The organism is Myxococcus sp. AB056, from assembly GCF_006547365.1.
In the GTDB taxonomy this organism is placed as follows: Bacteria; Myxococcota; Myxococcia; order Myxococcales; family Myxococcaceae; genus Myxococcus; species Myxococcus virescens.
On sequence record NZ_VHLB01000145.1, the window covers coordinates 1 to 15,013 of the forward strand.

General features: G+C 69.9%; 10 protein-coding genes. 8 read left to right on the forward strand and 2 right to left on the reverse strand.

Annotation, left to right across the window (positions count from 1 at the left end; all coding sequences use genetic code 11):
- Positions 1–2,855, reverse strand: a 2,855-nt coding sequence (locus FMP39_RS35345) for a glycosyltransferase family 4 protein (protein ID WP_255508569.1), incomplete at its 3' end; no start/stop codon positions are given.
- Positions 2,856–3,159: 304 nt separating this feature from the next.
- Between FMP39_RS35345 and FMP39_RS35350 the strand changes: the two genes are divergently transcribed.
- The 4 genes from FMP39_RS35350 (at position 3,160) to FMP39_RS35365 (ending at position 9,333) form a co-directional block, all read left to right on the forward strand.
- A complete protein-coding gene (locus FMP39_RS35350; RefSeq protein ID WP_228558608.1) occupies positions 3,160–5,523 on the forward strand; it encodes a DUF4912 domain-containing protein in 2,364 nt (787 codons plus the stop codon).
- Between the two features lie 25 nt (positions 5,524–5,548).
- Positions 5,549–7,138 carry a glycoside hydrolase family 57 protein gene (locus FMP39_RS35355; RefSeq protein WP_141594382.1) on the forward strand — a complete coding sequence of 530 codons (1,590 nt, stop codon included), beginning with the start codon at positions 5,549–5,551 and terminating at the stop codon, positions 7,136–7,138.
- 97 nt (positions 7,139–7,235) lie between these two features.
- Positions 7,236–8,717 (forward strand): trypsin-like peptidase domain-containing protein, encoded by a 1,482-nt coding sequence (locus FMP39_RS35360; protein WP_141594383.1) that lies wholly within the window; start codon positions 7,236–7,238, stop codon positions 8,715–8,717.
- A 22-nt stretch (positions 8,718–8,739) separates the two neighbouring features.
- The gene (locus FMP39_RS35365) at positions 8,740–9,333 is read left to right on the forward strand and encodes an SGNH/GDSL hydrolase family protein (protein ID WP_141594384.1); all 594 of its coding nucleotides are present in this window, start codon (positions 8,740–8,742) and stop codon (positions 9,331–9,333) included.
- A gap of 4 nt (positions 9,334–9,337) precedes the next feature.
- On the opposite strand, the gene FMP39_RS35370 is transcribed toward FMP39_RS35365, so the two are convergent.
- Positions 9,338–11,275 (reverse strand): diguanylate cyclase, encoded by a 1,938-nt coding sequence (locus FMP39_RS35370; RefSeq protein ID WP_141594385.1) that lies wholly within the window; start codon positions 11,273–11,275, stop codon positions 9,338–9,340.
- 178 nt (positions 11,276–11,453) lie between these two features.
- Between FMP39_RS35370 and pgeF the strand changes: the two genes are divergently transcribed.
- From pgeF to FMP39_RS35390, 4 genes are all read left to right on the forward strand, one after another.
- Positions 11,454–12,215: a peptidoglycan editing factor PgeF gene (gene pgeF, locus FMP39_RS35375; RefSeq protein ID WP_141594386.1), complete on the forward strand. Its 762-nt coding sequence runs from the start codon at positions 11,454–11,456 to the stop codon at positions 12,213–12,215.
- Positions 12,216–12,299: 84 nt separating this feature from the next.
- Positions 12,300–13,160, forward strand: a complete 861-nt coding sequence (locus FMP39_RS35380) for a tol-pal system YbgF family protein (protein WP_141594387.1) — start codon at positions 12,300–12,302, stop codon at positions 13,158–13,160.
- 26 nt (positions 13,161–13,186) lie between these two features.
- On the forward strand, positions 13,187–14,392 hold the full coding sequence (locus FMP39_RS35385) for a LysM peptidoglycan-binding domain-containing protein (RefSeq protein ID WP_194858701.1): 1,206 nt from the start codon (positions 13,187–13,189) through the stop codon (positions 14,390–14,392).
- Positions 14,393–14,532: 140 nt separating this feature from the next.
- On the forward strand, positions 14,533–15,013 hold a 481-nt coding region (locus tag FMP39_RS35390; RefSeq protein WP_194858702.1), incomplete at its 3' end, for a DNA-processing protein DprA.

Here is a 15,013-nt window from a genome sequence, read left to right on the forward strand (position 1 = left end):
GTCGAGGTGCTCGGGTGGAGGGTCGGAGGCGGGCGCTCCGGTGCGCTCGCGGACGCGCCTCCTCGGATGGGCGGCAGGCGCTCTGCTTCGGAGGCACCCGGGCGGGAGATGGGCGGCGGCCGTTCCGTGTTCGTGGACCGCTGCTGTGGCGTCAGTGCCGTCATCCGTCCGACGGGCGTCTCCATTCGCGCCGAGATGCTGCGGCTCGACAGCGAGGAGGGCGCAGGGACGATGGGTGTGGGGGTGGGGTACTCTTCCGGCCGGCTTGAGGAATCGGTTCCGCGGCTGCTGGATGAGCGCGTGGGGATGAGCTCCTGGAGCAGCTCAGTGGGCACGCGGATGATGGGCGTCGGCGCGGGTGGTTCGTCCCGCTGGCGCTCGTAGGGCGAGCGCACCACCGGCGTGTGCGAGGGGGGCTCGTAGCGCGCTCCGACGACGGGGCTGCGGACGACCGGGGTCGGCGCGGGGGCTTCATCAGCGTCCCCGGCAGCTTCACTGGTGTCCGAGTCCGCTCGGTTCAGCGCGGCGGGCGCCTTGGTGATGGGCGTCGCTGATGAGGTTTCACAGGAATCCGCGCCCACGGGCGAAGGAGACCGGCCCGGAGGTGGGGGGACCCTGACGACGGGCGTCGTCGCCGAGGCTTCGTCGGCATCCGTGCTCGCCGAGGATGAAAGGCGGCTCGATGAGGCGGTGCTTCCCTTGGCGGACATCGCTGTCGCCGAAGCTTCGTCAATGTCGCTGCTGACGGAGAACGGCGGCCGGCCTGGAGGCGGCGGGACCTTGACGATGGGCGTTGCCGCCGAGGCTCCGCTTCCGTCCTCGTCCAGCACCGAAGGCAGCCGGCCTGAAGATGATGGCGCCTTGACGATCGGTGTTGCCGCCGAGGCTTCGCTGCCGTCGTCACTCAGCACCGAAGGCAGCCGACCCGAAGACGATGGCGCCTTGACGATGGGTGTTGCCGCCGAGGCTTCGCTGCCGTCGTCACTCAGCACCGAAGGCAGCCGGCCTGACGACGAGGGCGCCTTGACGATGGGCGTTGCTCCTGAGGCTTCGCTGCCGTCGTCACTCAGCACCGACGGCAGCCGACCCGAAGACGATGGCGCCTTGACGATGGGCGTTGCCCCCCAGGCTTCGCTGCCGTCGTCACTCTGCACGGCGGAGAACCGGCCCGAGTAGGAGGGCGCTTTCACGACGGGCGTCGCCGCCGCGTGCTCGCTCGTGTCGTCGCTCACCGACGAAGAGGCCTGCGCTGACGGAACCGGCGCCTTGACGATGGGCGTCGGTGACGGGGGTTCGTCCGCGTCTTCGACCTCCGTTGCCTGAACGATGGGAAGCGCGCTTTCGGAATCGTCGTCGTCGCTCGCGTCGTGCGCGAAACCTTCCGGCGTCGCGTCGTTGCCGGGCAGGCTGGACGCGGAGGCCTCGCTCTCGCGGACCGTGGTGGTCGCGGCATCGGCGGCCGCTGCGGAGCGCTCTCGCAGCGGCGCGCCCATCACCACGGGCGGCTCGATGGGATTCGTCTCGAGCTCCGTCTTGATGAGGCGCGTGTCGAGCCCCTCATCGAGCACCTGCCCCATGACCAGCGGCAGGTCTTCGCGCGCACGCCCCGCGGCAGGCGCCTCCTTGTCCTTCCGAGGCTCCGGCGCCTTCTTGGAGACCGGTGCCGCCGTGGGGGCGGGCTCGGGAGGCAGCAGCGCCGCCAGCCGGTTCGTGGGCGTTCCCGTCACCGTGGTGGGCGCGGGCAGGTTGTCCTCGCTCGTGGTGGAGACGGGCTCCGACCGCTTCTCCAGCAGCGAGTCATACAGGTCCAGGAGCTTGCCGCGGATGAGCCCCGCGTCGAGCGCCGCCTCCGCGTGTGCTCGAGCCACCTGGCCCAGCTCCATCCGGCGCTTCACGTCGCGCGCCAGCTCGATGATGCGGTCGGCCAAGGCCTGGCTGTCGCCCGGAGGGAAGAAGACGCCCGCGCCAGCCGGGATGAGCTCCCGCGTCACGGGCAGGTCCGCCGCGATGATGGGGCGGCCCGCGGCGCAGTACTCCGACACCTTCGCCAGCGGCCCGCCCTGAACGCGATTGCGCTCCACGTCATCCATGGGCAGCACGCCCACGTCCGCGAGCGCGAGCACCTTGGCCAGGTCGTCGTGGTGCACCGGGGGTTGGAACTCCACCCGGTCGCCCAGGCCCAGCTCCTTCACCAGGTCATCCAGGTGCGGCTGCCAGTCCGCGTGGCGCGCGCCCACCACCGTGAGGCGCACCTCTTCCTTCCGGGCCGCCACCTCCACCGCGCGCAGCAGCGTGGACAGGCCCTGCCACCCCACCTGGCTGCCCAGGTACATCATCCGGAGCGGTTCGCCGTCCGGGGCGCCCAGCACCTCGGGCGTGAAGGGCTGGAGGTCCACCGGCGCGGGGAGCACCCGGACCTGCTCCTCACTGGCGCCGAGCGACTGGATGTACGCGCGCGTCGTCTCCGAGCCGGTGACGACAAGGTCCGCGTTCATCAGGCAGAACAGCTCCTGCCTGCGAATCTTCGACAGGAAGCGCCGGTCCCCCTCCGTCTGTGGGTGGGTGTACCTCAGCTCCTGCGAGGGGAACGTCTGGGCCTCGTAGATGAGCCGGTACCCGTAGTCTCCCTTCAGCTCGCACAATGCGTATCCGCCGAAGGGGTCCGTGAAGTGGGCGAGCGCGTAGTCCTCGCTTTCGAGCTGCCGGCGCACGGCCCGCTCGAAGGCCTGGATGCGCGAAGCGAGGTCCCCCGAGCCTACCGGGACGCGCAGCAGCCGGGCGCCCTGGTACTTCTCGATGTGGGAGTGGTCAGGCGTCTTCGCCGACAGCACCACCACGGAGAAGCGGTCCGGCAACGCCTTCAAGTATTCGGTCAAACGCCGGGATGAACCCGACGGACCGGGGATGACGTCGAAACTGCACAGGAGCAGTCTGGGCAGGTCGCTCAAGCGTGGGCAGGATACCTAGCCGCCCCCTGAGTGTCATCGGGTGATGAAACGAGAAAGGGGGTCGGGCGAAGAACACATGTAATGCTGGCACGTTGACCCTCTACGACCAGCGACCTAAAGGCCGGCTTTGCCTATGGAAGACCTCAAGAGCGTGACGGTCAGCTACCTCAGGGAGTTGGCACGGAAGCACCTGGGGAGCGGCTACAGTCGTATGAAAAAAGAGGAGCTGCTCGCAGCCCTGGCCGCCTATGTCCCCGCCCTGGCGAAGCTCGCCCGGTTGGCGGGCATCCGAGTGCTTCCCAAGCGCTCGGCCGCGAAACCCGCTGCACCTGCTGCCCGGGCTCCCGCCGCCAGGAAGGCCAAGGCGCCCTCCACTGACGCCGCGAAGGCGCCCCGGAAGTCGAAGCCCCCGACCGCCGCGAAGCCCAAGACCGACGGCGCGCAAGACCAGGGCAGGGTGGCCGCGCCCAAGCGGGTGGCCGCCAAGCGGGCCTCCGAGAAGCCCGGGAGCAAGCCGACGGTCAAACCCGCGAAGGTGGTCACGTTCCCGCCCAAGCCCCGAGTGGAACGGCCGCGTGAGCCGGTGACGCCCGTCATGCCTTCCGTGACGAGGCCGCTCGTTCCCGCGCCGGAGCCGGTGCCGCGGCCCGTCACACGGCCCGCGCCCGTGCAAAAGCCCGCGGAGCCCGTGGAGGAGGGCTTCTTCGTGGCGCGCGTGGCTGGCGAGGAGGAGGCGCGCAGCCACCATCTGGTGGAGCGCGCGCCGGTTTCGCCGCCGCCCCCCGTGGATGCCGAGGGATTGGGTGAGCTGCCGGAGGGGTATCAGGACGACGCCGTCCTCCTGTTGCCCAGGGACCCGCACACGCTCTTCGTGTCCTGGGACTTCAGCCTGGGGGCCCTGCTGCGGGCGCAGGACGCACTGGAGGCGCCACGTACCGTGCTTCGTGTGTTCGGTGATGAACAGATGGAGCGGGAGTTGGACTTCGCGGTGGAGGCTCGCGGCTTCTACATCCAAGGGTTGCCGTCAGGGCGGACGTATCGCGTGGAGGCGCACTTCGTCGGTCGTGATGGGCGGAGCTGCCGCATCGGTGCTTCGAGCAACCGCGTGACGTTGCCTCCCTCGGGTGTCTCCACGGATTTGACGGTGCGTTTCCTTCGGGTTCCTCCGCTTGAGGCGGCGCTGCCCACGGCGGTCGTGGAAGCGCCGCCGCCGGAAGAGGAACGCGAGTACGTGTCGTGGCGCCGGGTGAACCTGCCGGGCAGTGGTGGCGTGCTGGATGTGCCGGAAGTCCACAGGGAGCGTCGCGGCAGGGACATGACGGAGGCGCACCTGGAGGGCCCCGCGCGAGCGCCGGGCGCTTCGGACCAGCGGTACGTGGAGTCGGTGGAACGCATGCCTGGGGCTTCGGACCAACGGTACGTGGACTCGGTGGGGCGAGCGGCGGGGGCTTCGGACCGGCGCTATCTGTCGGTCGCGGCGCTGCGGAATGCGCGCGAGGTGCGTGGACCCGTGACTGCTCCCGTGTCGCACTACCTGGAGACCCTGGGCCGTGCGCCGGGCGCTTCGGACATGCGCTATGCGGAAGGGAGCGCTCACGAGGCGGGGAGGGAGCAAGGGCCCCGTGCGTATCTGGATGTGAAGGGCGTCCCGGGCGCATCGGACCTGCGCTACGCGGAAGGCGGCGCGGCACGCCAGGCAGGCCGTGACACGTCACCGCACCGCTACCTGGACGTGAAGGGCATCCCGGGAGCATCGGACCTGCGCTACGCGGAAGGCGGTGCGACTCGCTCGCCGGTCAGCGGCGCTTCGCCTTATCGCTATCTGGACGTGAAGGGCATTCCGGGTGCATCGGACCTCCGCTATGCGGAAGGTGCGGCGACTTCGCATCCGCATCACCTGGACGTCAGCCGCATTCCGGGAGCGTCGGACCTGCGCTACCTGGAGTCGCCGCCCCGCGCGCCGGGCGCATCGGAGCAACGCTACCTGGAGTCAGCTCCGCAGCGGGCAGGCGCCTCGGAGCGTCGTTACCTGGATGCCCCGGAACGGGCGTCGGGTGCATCGGAGCAACGCTACCTGGAGTCATCTCCGCAGCGGGCAGGCGCCTCGGAGCGTCGTTACCTGGATGCCCCGGAACGGGTGTCGGGCGCCTCGGAGCGTCGCCACCTGGATTCCCCTCCGCAGGGGACAGGCGCCTCGGGTCGAGGCTTCCTCGGTGCTCCGACTCAACCGTCGGGCGCTGCCGATACGTCGGCACGCACAGAAACCGGAACCACCGCGAAGGATGCTCACGGCGCCGGTACTCATCCCCCCGCGGTCGAGGAGAACCCGCGCTACTTCGAGCCTCCGCCACGTTCATCCGGCGCCACGGTTCCGGGCAGCGACGCCCGGGCGCAGGGAGACGCCGACGCGGAGGAGGACCACCGCTACTTCGAAGTGCCGCGTTCCCGTGCGGAAGGCGCGGCGCATCGCCGCACGGCGTCTCCTTCCTCCTTCGAGGCCCGCGAGGGCCACGCCACCCACGACGCGGCGGAGCCGCCTCCCCGGAAGCCGCCTTCGGACGACGGCCGCTCCTGAACCCGTACGGAGACATTGAACGACCATGAGTCTGGGCTCCCTCGCGCTGGTGCTCCACGCGCACCTTCCCTTCGTTCGGCACCCCGAGCATGAGGACTTCCTCGAGGAGGACTGGCTCTACGAGGCCATCTCCGAGACGTACCTCCCGCTGCTCCAGGTCTTCGACGGACTGGCGGAGGACGGCGTCCCGTTCCGCCTGGCGATGACGCTGTCTCCGACGCTCGTCTCCATGCTGCGCGACGAGCTGCTGATGAGCCGCTACGCACGGCGGCTGGACCTGCTCTGCGAACTGGGCGCGCGAGAGGTGCATCGGACGCGAGACGACGCCACCTTCGGCCCCATTGCCCGCTTCTACCGGGACCACTTCGAGTCCCTGCGCCGCGCGTTCCATGACCGCTACAAGCGCGACCTCGTCGCCGCGTTCCGGCGGCTCCAGGACGCGGGCTACCTGGACATCCTCACCTGCAACGCGACACACGGTTTCCTGCCGTTGATGCAGCAGGTGCCCGAAGCCGTCCGCGCCCAGGTGACGGTGGCCGCGAACCACTACCGCCAGCACTTTGGCAGGGACCCCGCCGGCATCTGGCTCGCCGAGTGCGGCTACTACCCGGGCCTGGAGCGCCTGCTGGCCAGCGAGCGCATTCGTTACTTCTTCGTCGACACGCACGGCCTGACGGACGCCGTGCCCCGGCCCCTGCATGGCCCCTACGCGCCCGTCTTCACCGAGGCGGGCGTCGCCGCGTATGCCCGAGACCCGGAGAGCAGCCAGCAGGTCTGGAGCACCGAGCACGGCTACCCGGGCGACCCGGACTACCGCGAGTTTTACCGGGACATCGGCTGGGACCTGGACCTGGACTACATCCGCCCGTTCATCCAGCCCACCGGCGAGCGCAAGAACACCGGCTTCAAGTACTTCCGCATCACCGGGAAGACGAACGAGAAGCGCCCTTATGATCCGCTCGCCGCGCGTGAGCGGGCGTCGGTGCATGCGGGCAACTTCCTCTTCAACCGCCAGCGGCAGATTGAAGACCTGACCTCGCGCCTGGGCGGCAGGGAGCCGGTGGTCGTCGCGCCCTATGACGCCGAACTCTTCGGCCACTGGTGGTTCGAGGGGCCCCAGTTCCTCGATTTCCTCATCCGCAAGGTCGCGTATGACCAGAAGACGTTCCGACTGGTGACGCCGTTGGATGACCTGCGGGAGCACCCGGAGAATCAGGTGGCGACGCCGCCGCTGTCCTCGTGGGGCGCGGGCGGTTACGCCAACATGTGGCTCGACGGCAGCAACGATTGGATCTACCGCCACCTCAACCATTGCGCGAAGCAGATGGTGGAGCTGGCGCGGGACTTCCCGGATGCCGGTGAGCTGCAGCGTCGCGCGCTCAATCAGGCGGCCAGGGAGCTGCTGCTCGCCCAGTCCTCCGACTGGGCCTTCATCATGAAGACGGGCACCATGGTGGAGTACGCCCAGCGCCGCACGCGCGAGCACATCCTGCGCTTCCAGCGCCTGCACGAGCAGCTGCGCAGCGGCAGTCTGGACGAGGGCTGGCTCTCGCTCGTGGAGGGGCGGGACAACCTCTATCCAGAGCTGGACTACCGCCTCTATCTGCCTGCCTGAGGCCAGGAGGGAGGAGGGTGGGGTGATGTGTCCTCCTGTCGCCACGTCAGACGGTTTGGCTTGCGGGGCTGGTTTTCGGCTTTAGCTTGGTCTGCATATGAACCGTTCGACCGTCTCGTTCCGGAAGGCGCTCGTCGCCGCGCTCCTGGTCGCGTTGCCCCCCACTGCTGCTGTCTCGCAGGCGCCAAAGTCGCCGCCCGCGGCCACCCAGCCGGGCGCCGGGAACGTCCTCCAGCCCGCGACACGGGAGGCCCAGGCGCTTCCGTCGCTGGCGCCGTTGGTGGAGTCGGTGAAGTCGGCGGTGGTCAACGTGGACGTGCAGGCCCGAGGGGGCGGCGTTCCGCGTGGAATGGAGGACAACCCGCTCTTCGAGCGCTTCTTCGGTGGAGGCCGCGAGGGCGGCAGTCAGCGCCGCGAGCCGCTGCGCCAAGGGGCAGGGTCCGGCTTCATCATCGACCCGAAGGGCGTCGTCCTCACCAACAACCACGTGGTGGAGGATGCCGTCAGCATCACCATCCGCCTGGATGACGGACGCAGCTTCAGCGGCGAAGTGGTGGGGCGTGATCCGCTCACAGACGTGGCGCTCGTGCGGCTCAAGGAGAAGGTGGAGAACCTGCCCACCGTGAAGCTGGGCGACTCGGATGCACTGCGCGTGGGCGACTGGGTGGTGGCCATTGGCAACCCCTTCGGTCTGGCCTCCAGCGTCAGCCTGGGCATCGTCTCCGCGCGGGCGCGTGAGATTGGCGCCAGCCAGTACGACGAGTTCCTCCAGACGGACGCGGCCATCAACCCGGGCAACTCGGGCGGCCCGCTCTTCAACATGAAGGGCGAAGTGGTGGGCATCAACACCGCCATCGTCGGCGGTGGCTCCGGCATCGGCTTCGCGGTGCCCAGCAATCTCATCGGTTCGCTGTTGCCGCAGTTGGAGAAGGAAGGCTCCGTCACGCGCGCATGGCTGGGCGTGGGCATCCAGGACTTGACGCGGGACCTGGCCAACGCGCTCAAGCTCCCCGTGAATCAAGGTGCCATCCTCACGCAGGTGATGCCGTCTTCTCCCGCGGCGAAGGCGGGCCTGAAGCAGGATGACGTCGTCATCGCCATCGACGGCCGGACCGTCACCTCCAGCGGCGAGCTGACGCGCACCGTGGCGCTCAAGCGTCCCGGAAGCACCTCCACGTTGACGCTCTACCGCGACGGCAAGAAGCAGGACGTGAAGGTGGCGCTCGGCACGCGGCCGGACCTGGAGGGCGTGGCCTCGGGGAAGCAGCGGCCGGAGGACCAGCAGGAGAGCTCCCGGCGCGTGGGCGTCAGCCTCCAGAACCTGGATGCCCGCACCGCGCAGCAGGCCGGCTTCACGGACAGCAGCGGCGCGCTCATCACCGACGTGGTACCCGGCTCGCCGGCGGACCGCGCGCAGTTGGAGCCCGGCATGGTCGTCATCGAGGCCAACCGCAAGAAGGTGGAGAACGCGGACGCCCTGGCCCGCATCATCAAGGGCGCCGCGTCCGGGAGCACCTTGCTGCTGCGCGTGACGGCGCCGGGCGGGGCTCGCAACCTGCGCGCCCTGCGGGTGCCGTGAGTCCGGAGCGTGGGAGCGGCGGATGAGCGTCAACTACGTCGCGCTTGGAGACAGCACGGCCGTGGGCGTGGGGGCGGCGCGAGGCGGGGGCTATCCCGAGCGCCTCGCCTCCCGGCTGCGCGCGGCTGGCCTGCCCGTGGGCCTCACCAACCTGGGACAGAGCGGCGCGCGCATCCGTGACGTCTTCACGGGACAGGTGAAGCGCGCCGTGGCCGCGCAGCCCACGCTGGTGACGCTGGGCATCGGGACGAATGACCTCTGGCGCGGCACGCCCGTGGAGGACTTCCAGGACGACCTGGACCGCATCGCGCGAAGGTTGAAGCAGACCGGGGCGCCGCTGGTGGTGGTGAACCTCGCGGACCTGGCGCTGGCCCCGGTGGCGCGGCTGGTGCCCGCGGCGCTGTACGAAGGCCGCATCGAGCCCTTCAACGCCGCCATCGCGGAGGTGGCCCGGGTGCACGGCATGCACCACGTGGACCTCTTCACGGCGAGCAAGGAGATGATTCCCAGAAGCCCCCACTTTTTCTCGGACGACGGCTTCCATCCGTCGGCCGATGGCTATGAGGAGTGGGCGGACCTGCTGCTGCCCATGGCGCAGACGCTCGTGCGCCGCTGAGCGCCTACGCCTTGGCCACGCCACCCGGAGGCGTGGCGGCGGCAGTCACGGCGGGAGGCTCGGCCGTGGGCGTGTGCGGGCCCCGCTCGCGGCCCGGGTGCAGCTCCATGCCGGCCTCGTACTGGGTGGTGCGGTTCCGGCCGGTGCGCTTGCTGAAATAGAGCGCCGCGTCCGCGCAGTCCACCAACTCTTCCTGGGCGGAGGCGTCGGAGGGGAAGTGCGACGCGCCAATGGACACCGTGACGTGGTTGCCCGGCAGGCCCGGCTGGACCAGCTCCACGGATTCCGCCACGGCGCGGCGCAGCTTCTCCGCGACCTCCATGGCCTCCGCCTTGGTCGTCTGGGGCAGGAGGATGACGAACTCCTCGCCGCCGTAGCGCGCCAGCGTGTCCACCTTGCGCACGCGCAGCCGCAGCACGTCGCACACCCGGCGCAGCGTCTCGTCACCCACGCGGTGGCCGGCCAGGTCGTTGATGCGCTTGAAGTGGTCCACGTCCACCATGAGCAGCGCCAGCGGGGTGCCGAAGCGGTTCGAACGGGCCAGCTCCAGCTCCATGCGCTGGAAGAGGTGGCGGCGGTTGGGCACGCCGGTGAGCGGGTCCGTCATGGTGAGCTTCACCGTCTCCGCGTGCAGCCGGGCGTTCTTCACCGCCGTGGCCACCACGTCCGCCACCGCGTTGAGCAGCTCGATTTCCTCCGCGGAGAAGCTGGCCACCTCGGGGCGCTGGAAGTTCATCACGCCCAGCAGCGTCTCCATGTGCACCATGGGCGCCGCCAGCAGCGCGCCGCTGTTGAGCCCGCCCTTCACCAGGTCCGGCTTGGCGAACACGCTGGAGCGGTCCGACGTGTCCGGCAGGTACACCGACTTGCGCGTCTCCGCCGCGCGCCCGCAGGCGCCTTCGCCCAACGCGAAGGTGAGGCCCTCCGCGCCGCGGCCCTCCGGCCAGGCGTGCTTGATTTCCAGCAAGCTGTCCGAGTTCATCAACATGATGGAGAACTCGGGGATGCGCAGCCGCTCGGTCACCAGCCGGGTGACGGCGTCCAGCAGCTCATCCAGCTCCAGCGTGGCGTTGAGCGAGCGCGCCACGTCGAAGAGCAGCGACAGCTCCTTGAGGCGGTCCTCCAACTCGTCCTTGAGGGCCAGCTTCTCCTTCACCAGCTCCAGGTCGCGGTGGGTGTCGATCTCCTCCGCCTTCATGGAGGTGAGTCGCGCCAGCATCTGGTTGAAGGCCGCGCCCAGCTGCGCGAGCTCGTCGGTGCCTCGCGCCTCCGCGCGGACCAGCAGGTCGCCCGCCTCCGCGCGCCGCATGGCCACGCTCAGCTTGCGCAGCGGGCGGGTGAGGACGAAGTGCAGCGCCAGCCCGGTGATGAGCGCCAGCAGCACCACGAACAGGCCCATGGAGCCGAGCGCCGCGCCGAACACGGACGACAGCTGCTGGTGCAGCGCCGGCTCCGCCATGCGCAGCTGCAGGATGCTGGCGCCCGGCACGTCGCCGGAGGTGTGGCAGCCGGCGCACTCGGGCCCGCCGAGGGGACGGATGACCTCCGTCATCTGCGCCACCGAGCGCGCCCGCTCCGGGCCAGGGGCCGTCAGCCGCGCGGCCTCCGGGTGCGTCGTGCCTTCTTCACCCGAGCGGCGGGACCAGAGGATGCGCCCATCCGGCGTCAGCACCCGGACGTCCTCCACCGAGCGGAAGAGCCGGGTGTCGGAGCGCATCACCTCCGTCACCGCGCCATGGGCCGGAGCCCCGCGCGCCTGCGGGAGGGTGAAGGTGGATGCGACGAACTCCGCCAGCGCCAGCGACTCCACCTGGGTGGCGTCCTGGACCGCGACCCGCGCCTCACGCCAGAAGTGGCCGACGCCCAGCAGCGCCACGAGCAGCCCGGGCAGGGCGATGCTCCACAGCAGCTTGCGACCAACGGTGTCGGGACCCAGGGGCATACGGGTGCTCGCGGCTCTCGAGCGCGGAGTTTCGGACGGGTTTCACGGAGTTGGGAAGGTCCATGAATTGTCAGGTGGCTGACGCTACCTGTCAAACGAAGCGGCGAAATCATCCTACGATTGCGCTGACGCTGGATCACCTCCTGGTGCATCAATCAGGTGGATTCCTGGAGATTCCATGTCGACCGAGTTCCTCACCTCCGCGTTGTTGCCGGTGCCGCACGGCTTCACCACTCGCGCTGGCGGTTGTTCAGAGGGGCCCTACGCGTCACTCAACCTGGGTTTCTCCGTGGGCGACGAGCGGGCGCGCGTGGAGGAGAACCACCGCCGCCTTGCACAGGCCGCTGGCGCGCCGCTCGAAGCGCTGAGCCGCGTGTCGCAGGTGCACGGTGATCGCGTGGTGGAGGCCCGGAGCGGGGAGGGGGCCCAGGGGCTGCGCCCCACGGAGGGCGAGGCGGACGGACTGTGGACGCAGGCACCGGGAAGCTGGGTGGCGGTGGGCACGGCGGACTGCGTGCCGGTGCTGCTGGTGGACCCGGATGGCCGTCGCGTGGCGGCGGTGCACTCCGGCTGGCGGGGGACGGACGCGGACATCAGCGCGCGCGCCGTGGAGGTGCTGGTGGCGCGCGGTGCAAGGCCGGAGCGACTGCTGGCGGCGGTGGGGCCGTCCATCCAGGTCTGTTGCTACGAGGTGTCGGAGGAGCTGGCGCAGCGCTTCAGCGCGCGCTTCGGGGATGAAGTGGTGCGGTGGGTGGAAGGCAAGCCGCGGCTGGACCTGACCCGCGCGGTGCGTCAGACGTTGGAGGGGGCGGGGCTCAAGCGGGCCCACGTCGATGTACTACAGGCCTGTACGGCGTGTGATCCCACGCGCTTCTTCTCCCACCGGCGGGACGCGGGGCGGACGGGGCGGCACCTCAATTACGTGGTACACCGCTTCTAGCCACCCCGTGTGGGGGGCCGATTTCTTGACGCTCTCCGACGGGCCTTCCTATCCTCGGGGAGACCCCTCTGCTGAAAAAGGCCCGTGCCCGCGCGCTCCGTCATCTTCCGTCTGCTCGCCGCCGCGCCCCTGTGTGCGCTGGGCGCTTGCGCCACCACCGCTTCCTCGGAGGCGGAGGTGAGTGCGCTGCGCTCCGAACTGCGCACGCTGCGCGCGTCCCAGGAACGGCTGGTGGAGCGGGTGGCCCGGTTGGAGGCGCACGACGCCGTGTCGCGCGCGGGGGCTTCGAGTGAGGGCCCGTCAGCGCGCTCCATTCCGGTGAAGGTGGAGGCGTCCGCGCAGGAGTCGCTGGGCGCCACGCCGGAGCTGGCGGTGGTGAAGCTCAAGCCGCGCCATGAGCCCGCGCCGAAGCTGCCCACCGCCGTGGCGGTGATGGAGCCGGACGACGAGCAGATGGAGATGTTCATCAGCCCCGCGCCGGACGAAGGGTCCGGCTCGTCGGCGAGCGCCGCGTCGGCCGCGACCATGATGGCGTCGAACGAGGACGCGGGGGAGCAGCAGGACCCCGACGTGCTCGACGCGGAGTTCGACAAGGCCGTGAACATGCTGCGCACCGGCAACGTGGAGGGCGGGGTGGAGAAGCTGCGCCGCTTCGCCGATGAGAACCCGCGTCACCCGCGCGCCGACAACGCGCTCTATTTCAGCGGGTTGGGCCAGATTGGCCTCAACGAGTTCAAGGGAGCCGCGAAGACGTTCGAGCGGCTCATCGACAAGTATCCCGCCGGGGACGCCATGCTGGACGGCATGCTCCGGCTCGCCGAGTGCCGGATGCGGCTCAACCAGTCCGCGGATGCCAAGGTGCTCTACACCCGCGTCGTCACCCAGTTCCCGGGGACGGCGGCTGCTACCCAGGCGGAACAGCGGCTCGCCGCGATCCCCCAGTGATGCTTCTTTCGAAAGGACGTCCCGCGATGCGCTCCCGGATTCTCACCTCGCTGATGTTGAGCCTCGCCGTCGCGCCAACCGCGTACGCCCAGCAGGAGAACGAGGAAGAGCAGGACACGGGCGGTGAGATGGGCGGCGCCGAGGTGATGGACGAGGCGCCCGATTCCGCGCCGCCGACCTCCATCACCCTTCCGCCCGGCGCGCCCCGGGGCCGTGAGAGCGCTCCCGGTGAGGTCCACTCCGTGGAGTCCGGTGACACGCTGTGGGACTTGTCCCAGCGTTACCTGGGCAGCCCCTGGTACTGGCCCAAGGTCTGGTCCTACAACCCGGAGATCGCCAACCCGCACTGGATCTACCCCGGCAACCAGGTGCGCTTCTTCGCCGCGGGCGAGGAGGTCCCCACCCAGGTGACGGAGATGGTGGTCGACGAGGGCGATGTGACGGCCCCCATGGAGATGACCTCCAACGACCAGGTCACCGTGACGGGCAAGATTGGCGTCGACCTGGCCAGCTCCGTCCCCGTGACGACGCAGGGCTTCGTCACCCAGCGCGAACTGGACGAGGCCGGCCGCATCGAGGGCTCGCCCTCCAACGCGGTGATGCTCTCCTTCCCGGACAACGTCTACGTGCGCTTCAAGCGGAAGGGTGACGTGAAGGTGGGGGACCGCTACGTCGTCTACCACACCACCAAGGCCGTGAAGCACCCGGTGACCGGGCGCCAGCTGGGCTTCCTCACCGACTTCGTGGGCACCCTGCGCGTGCAGCGCGTGGGCGACGGCATCGTCACCGCGCAGATCATGGACACGTGGGACGGCATCGAGCGTGGCGACCTGGTGGGCCCCGTGGGTGAGCGCCTCACCGAGCGCGTGGCGCCGAAGCCGAACGCGAAGCAGGTGGACGGCACCGTCATCACCGCGCTGGTGCCGTACCTGACGGTGCTGGGTGAGAACCACAGCATCGTCGTGGACAAGGGCAGCGCGGACGGCGTGGAGCTGGGCAACACCTTCAACATCCTCCGCAAGGGGGACCCGTCCCGCCACGTGCTGGGCCACGACGTGCGCAAGCCGTCCAAGGAGGAGCAGTCCTTCCCCTGGCGGAGCATCGGCGCGTGCATGGTGACCGAGGTCAAGGAGCGTACCTCCAACTGCCTCATGACCCGCTCCCTGGAGGAGCTGGTCCCCGGCGACCGCGCCCACATGTCCGCGGGCTCCTCGCCCTCGGCCAGCCGCTGAGCGGCGCGGCAGGAAAAATGCAATGGGCCCCTCGGATGGAGGGGCTGAGTGCTTGACCGGTGGCGGTCCGGTGTTTATGTGTCGCGCCCCTCCCAGCGGCCCCACCTTCTATATAGGTGGGTATCGAGCGGGGGACGGGTATGGCGGACGCTGAGACGGACATCCTCACGGCGGAGCAGCAGGCATGCCTGGCGCTCTGGTCCGTTCCCGGCCTGGGGCCGAGGACGCTGGTCGCCCTGCGCGCGTTCGCGGACGGAAGCCTCGCGCCGCTCGCCGCGACTCCGGTGCGAGATTGGGTGTCCCAGGCGCCGGTTTCCTCACAGGTTCGTCGCAAGCTCGCCTCCGTAGAGGGCCTGGCGCCGGTGGCGTGGCGGGTGTGGGAAGCCTGCCGGGCGTCCGGAATGAAGGTGGCGTTCCAGGGGCAGGCGGCCTATCCAGAGCGGCTGGCGGAGGTGGAGGATGCGCCGCCGGTGCTCTTCTACCGGGGCGTGCCGGGGCTGCCGCGGCGCCGGCTGGCCATGGTAGGCAGCCGTCATCCGGATCAGGGCTTCCTGCCGTTCGCGCGGCGCTTCGCCCGGCAGGTGGCCGCGTCGGGTGTCGGGGTGGTGTCAGGGGCGGCGG

Coding starts and splice junctions, on each gene's coding strand:
- FMP39_RS35355 (WP_141594382.1), top strand. CDS start 5,549: ATGAGTCTGGGCTCCCTCGCGCTGGTGCTCCACGCGCACCTTCCCTTC.
- FMP39_RS35370 (WP_141594385.1), bottom strand. CDS start 11,275: ATGCCCCTGGGTCCCGACACCGTTGGTCGCAAGCTGCTGTGGAGCATC.
- pgeF (WP_141594386.1), top strand. CDS start 11,454: ATGTCGACCGAGTTCCTCACCTCCGCGTTGTTGCCGGTGCCGCACGGC.
- FMP39_RS35350 (WP_228558608.1), top strand. CDS start 3,160: ATGAAAAAAGAGGAGCTGCTCGCAGCCCTGGCCGCCTATGTCCCCGCC.
- FMP39_RS35360 (WP_141594383.1), top strand. CDS start 7,236: ATGAACCGTTCGACCGTCTCGTTCCGGAAGGCGCTCGTCGCCGCGCTC.
- FMP39_RS35365 (WP_141594384.1), top strand. CDS start 8,740: ATGAGCGTCAACTACGTCGCGCTTGGAGACAGCACGGCCGTGGGCGTG.
- FMP39_RS35385 (WP_194858701.1), top strand. CDS start 13,187: ATGCGCTCCCGGATTCTCACCTCGCTGATGTTGAGCCTCGCCGTCGCG.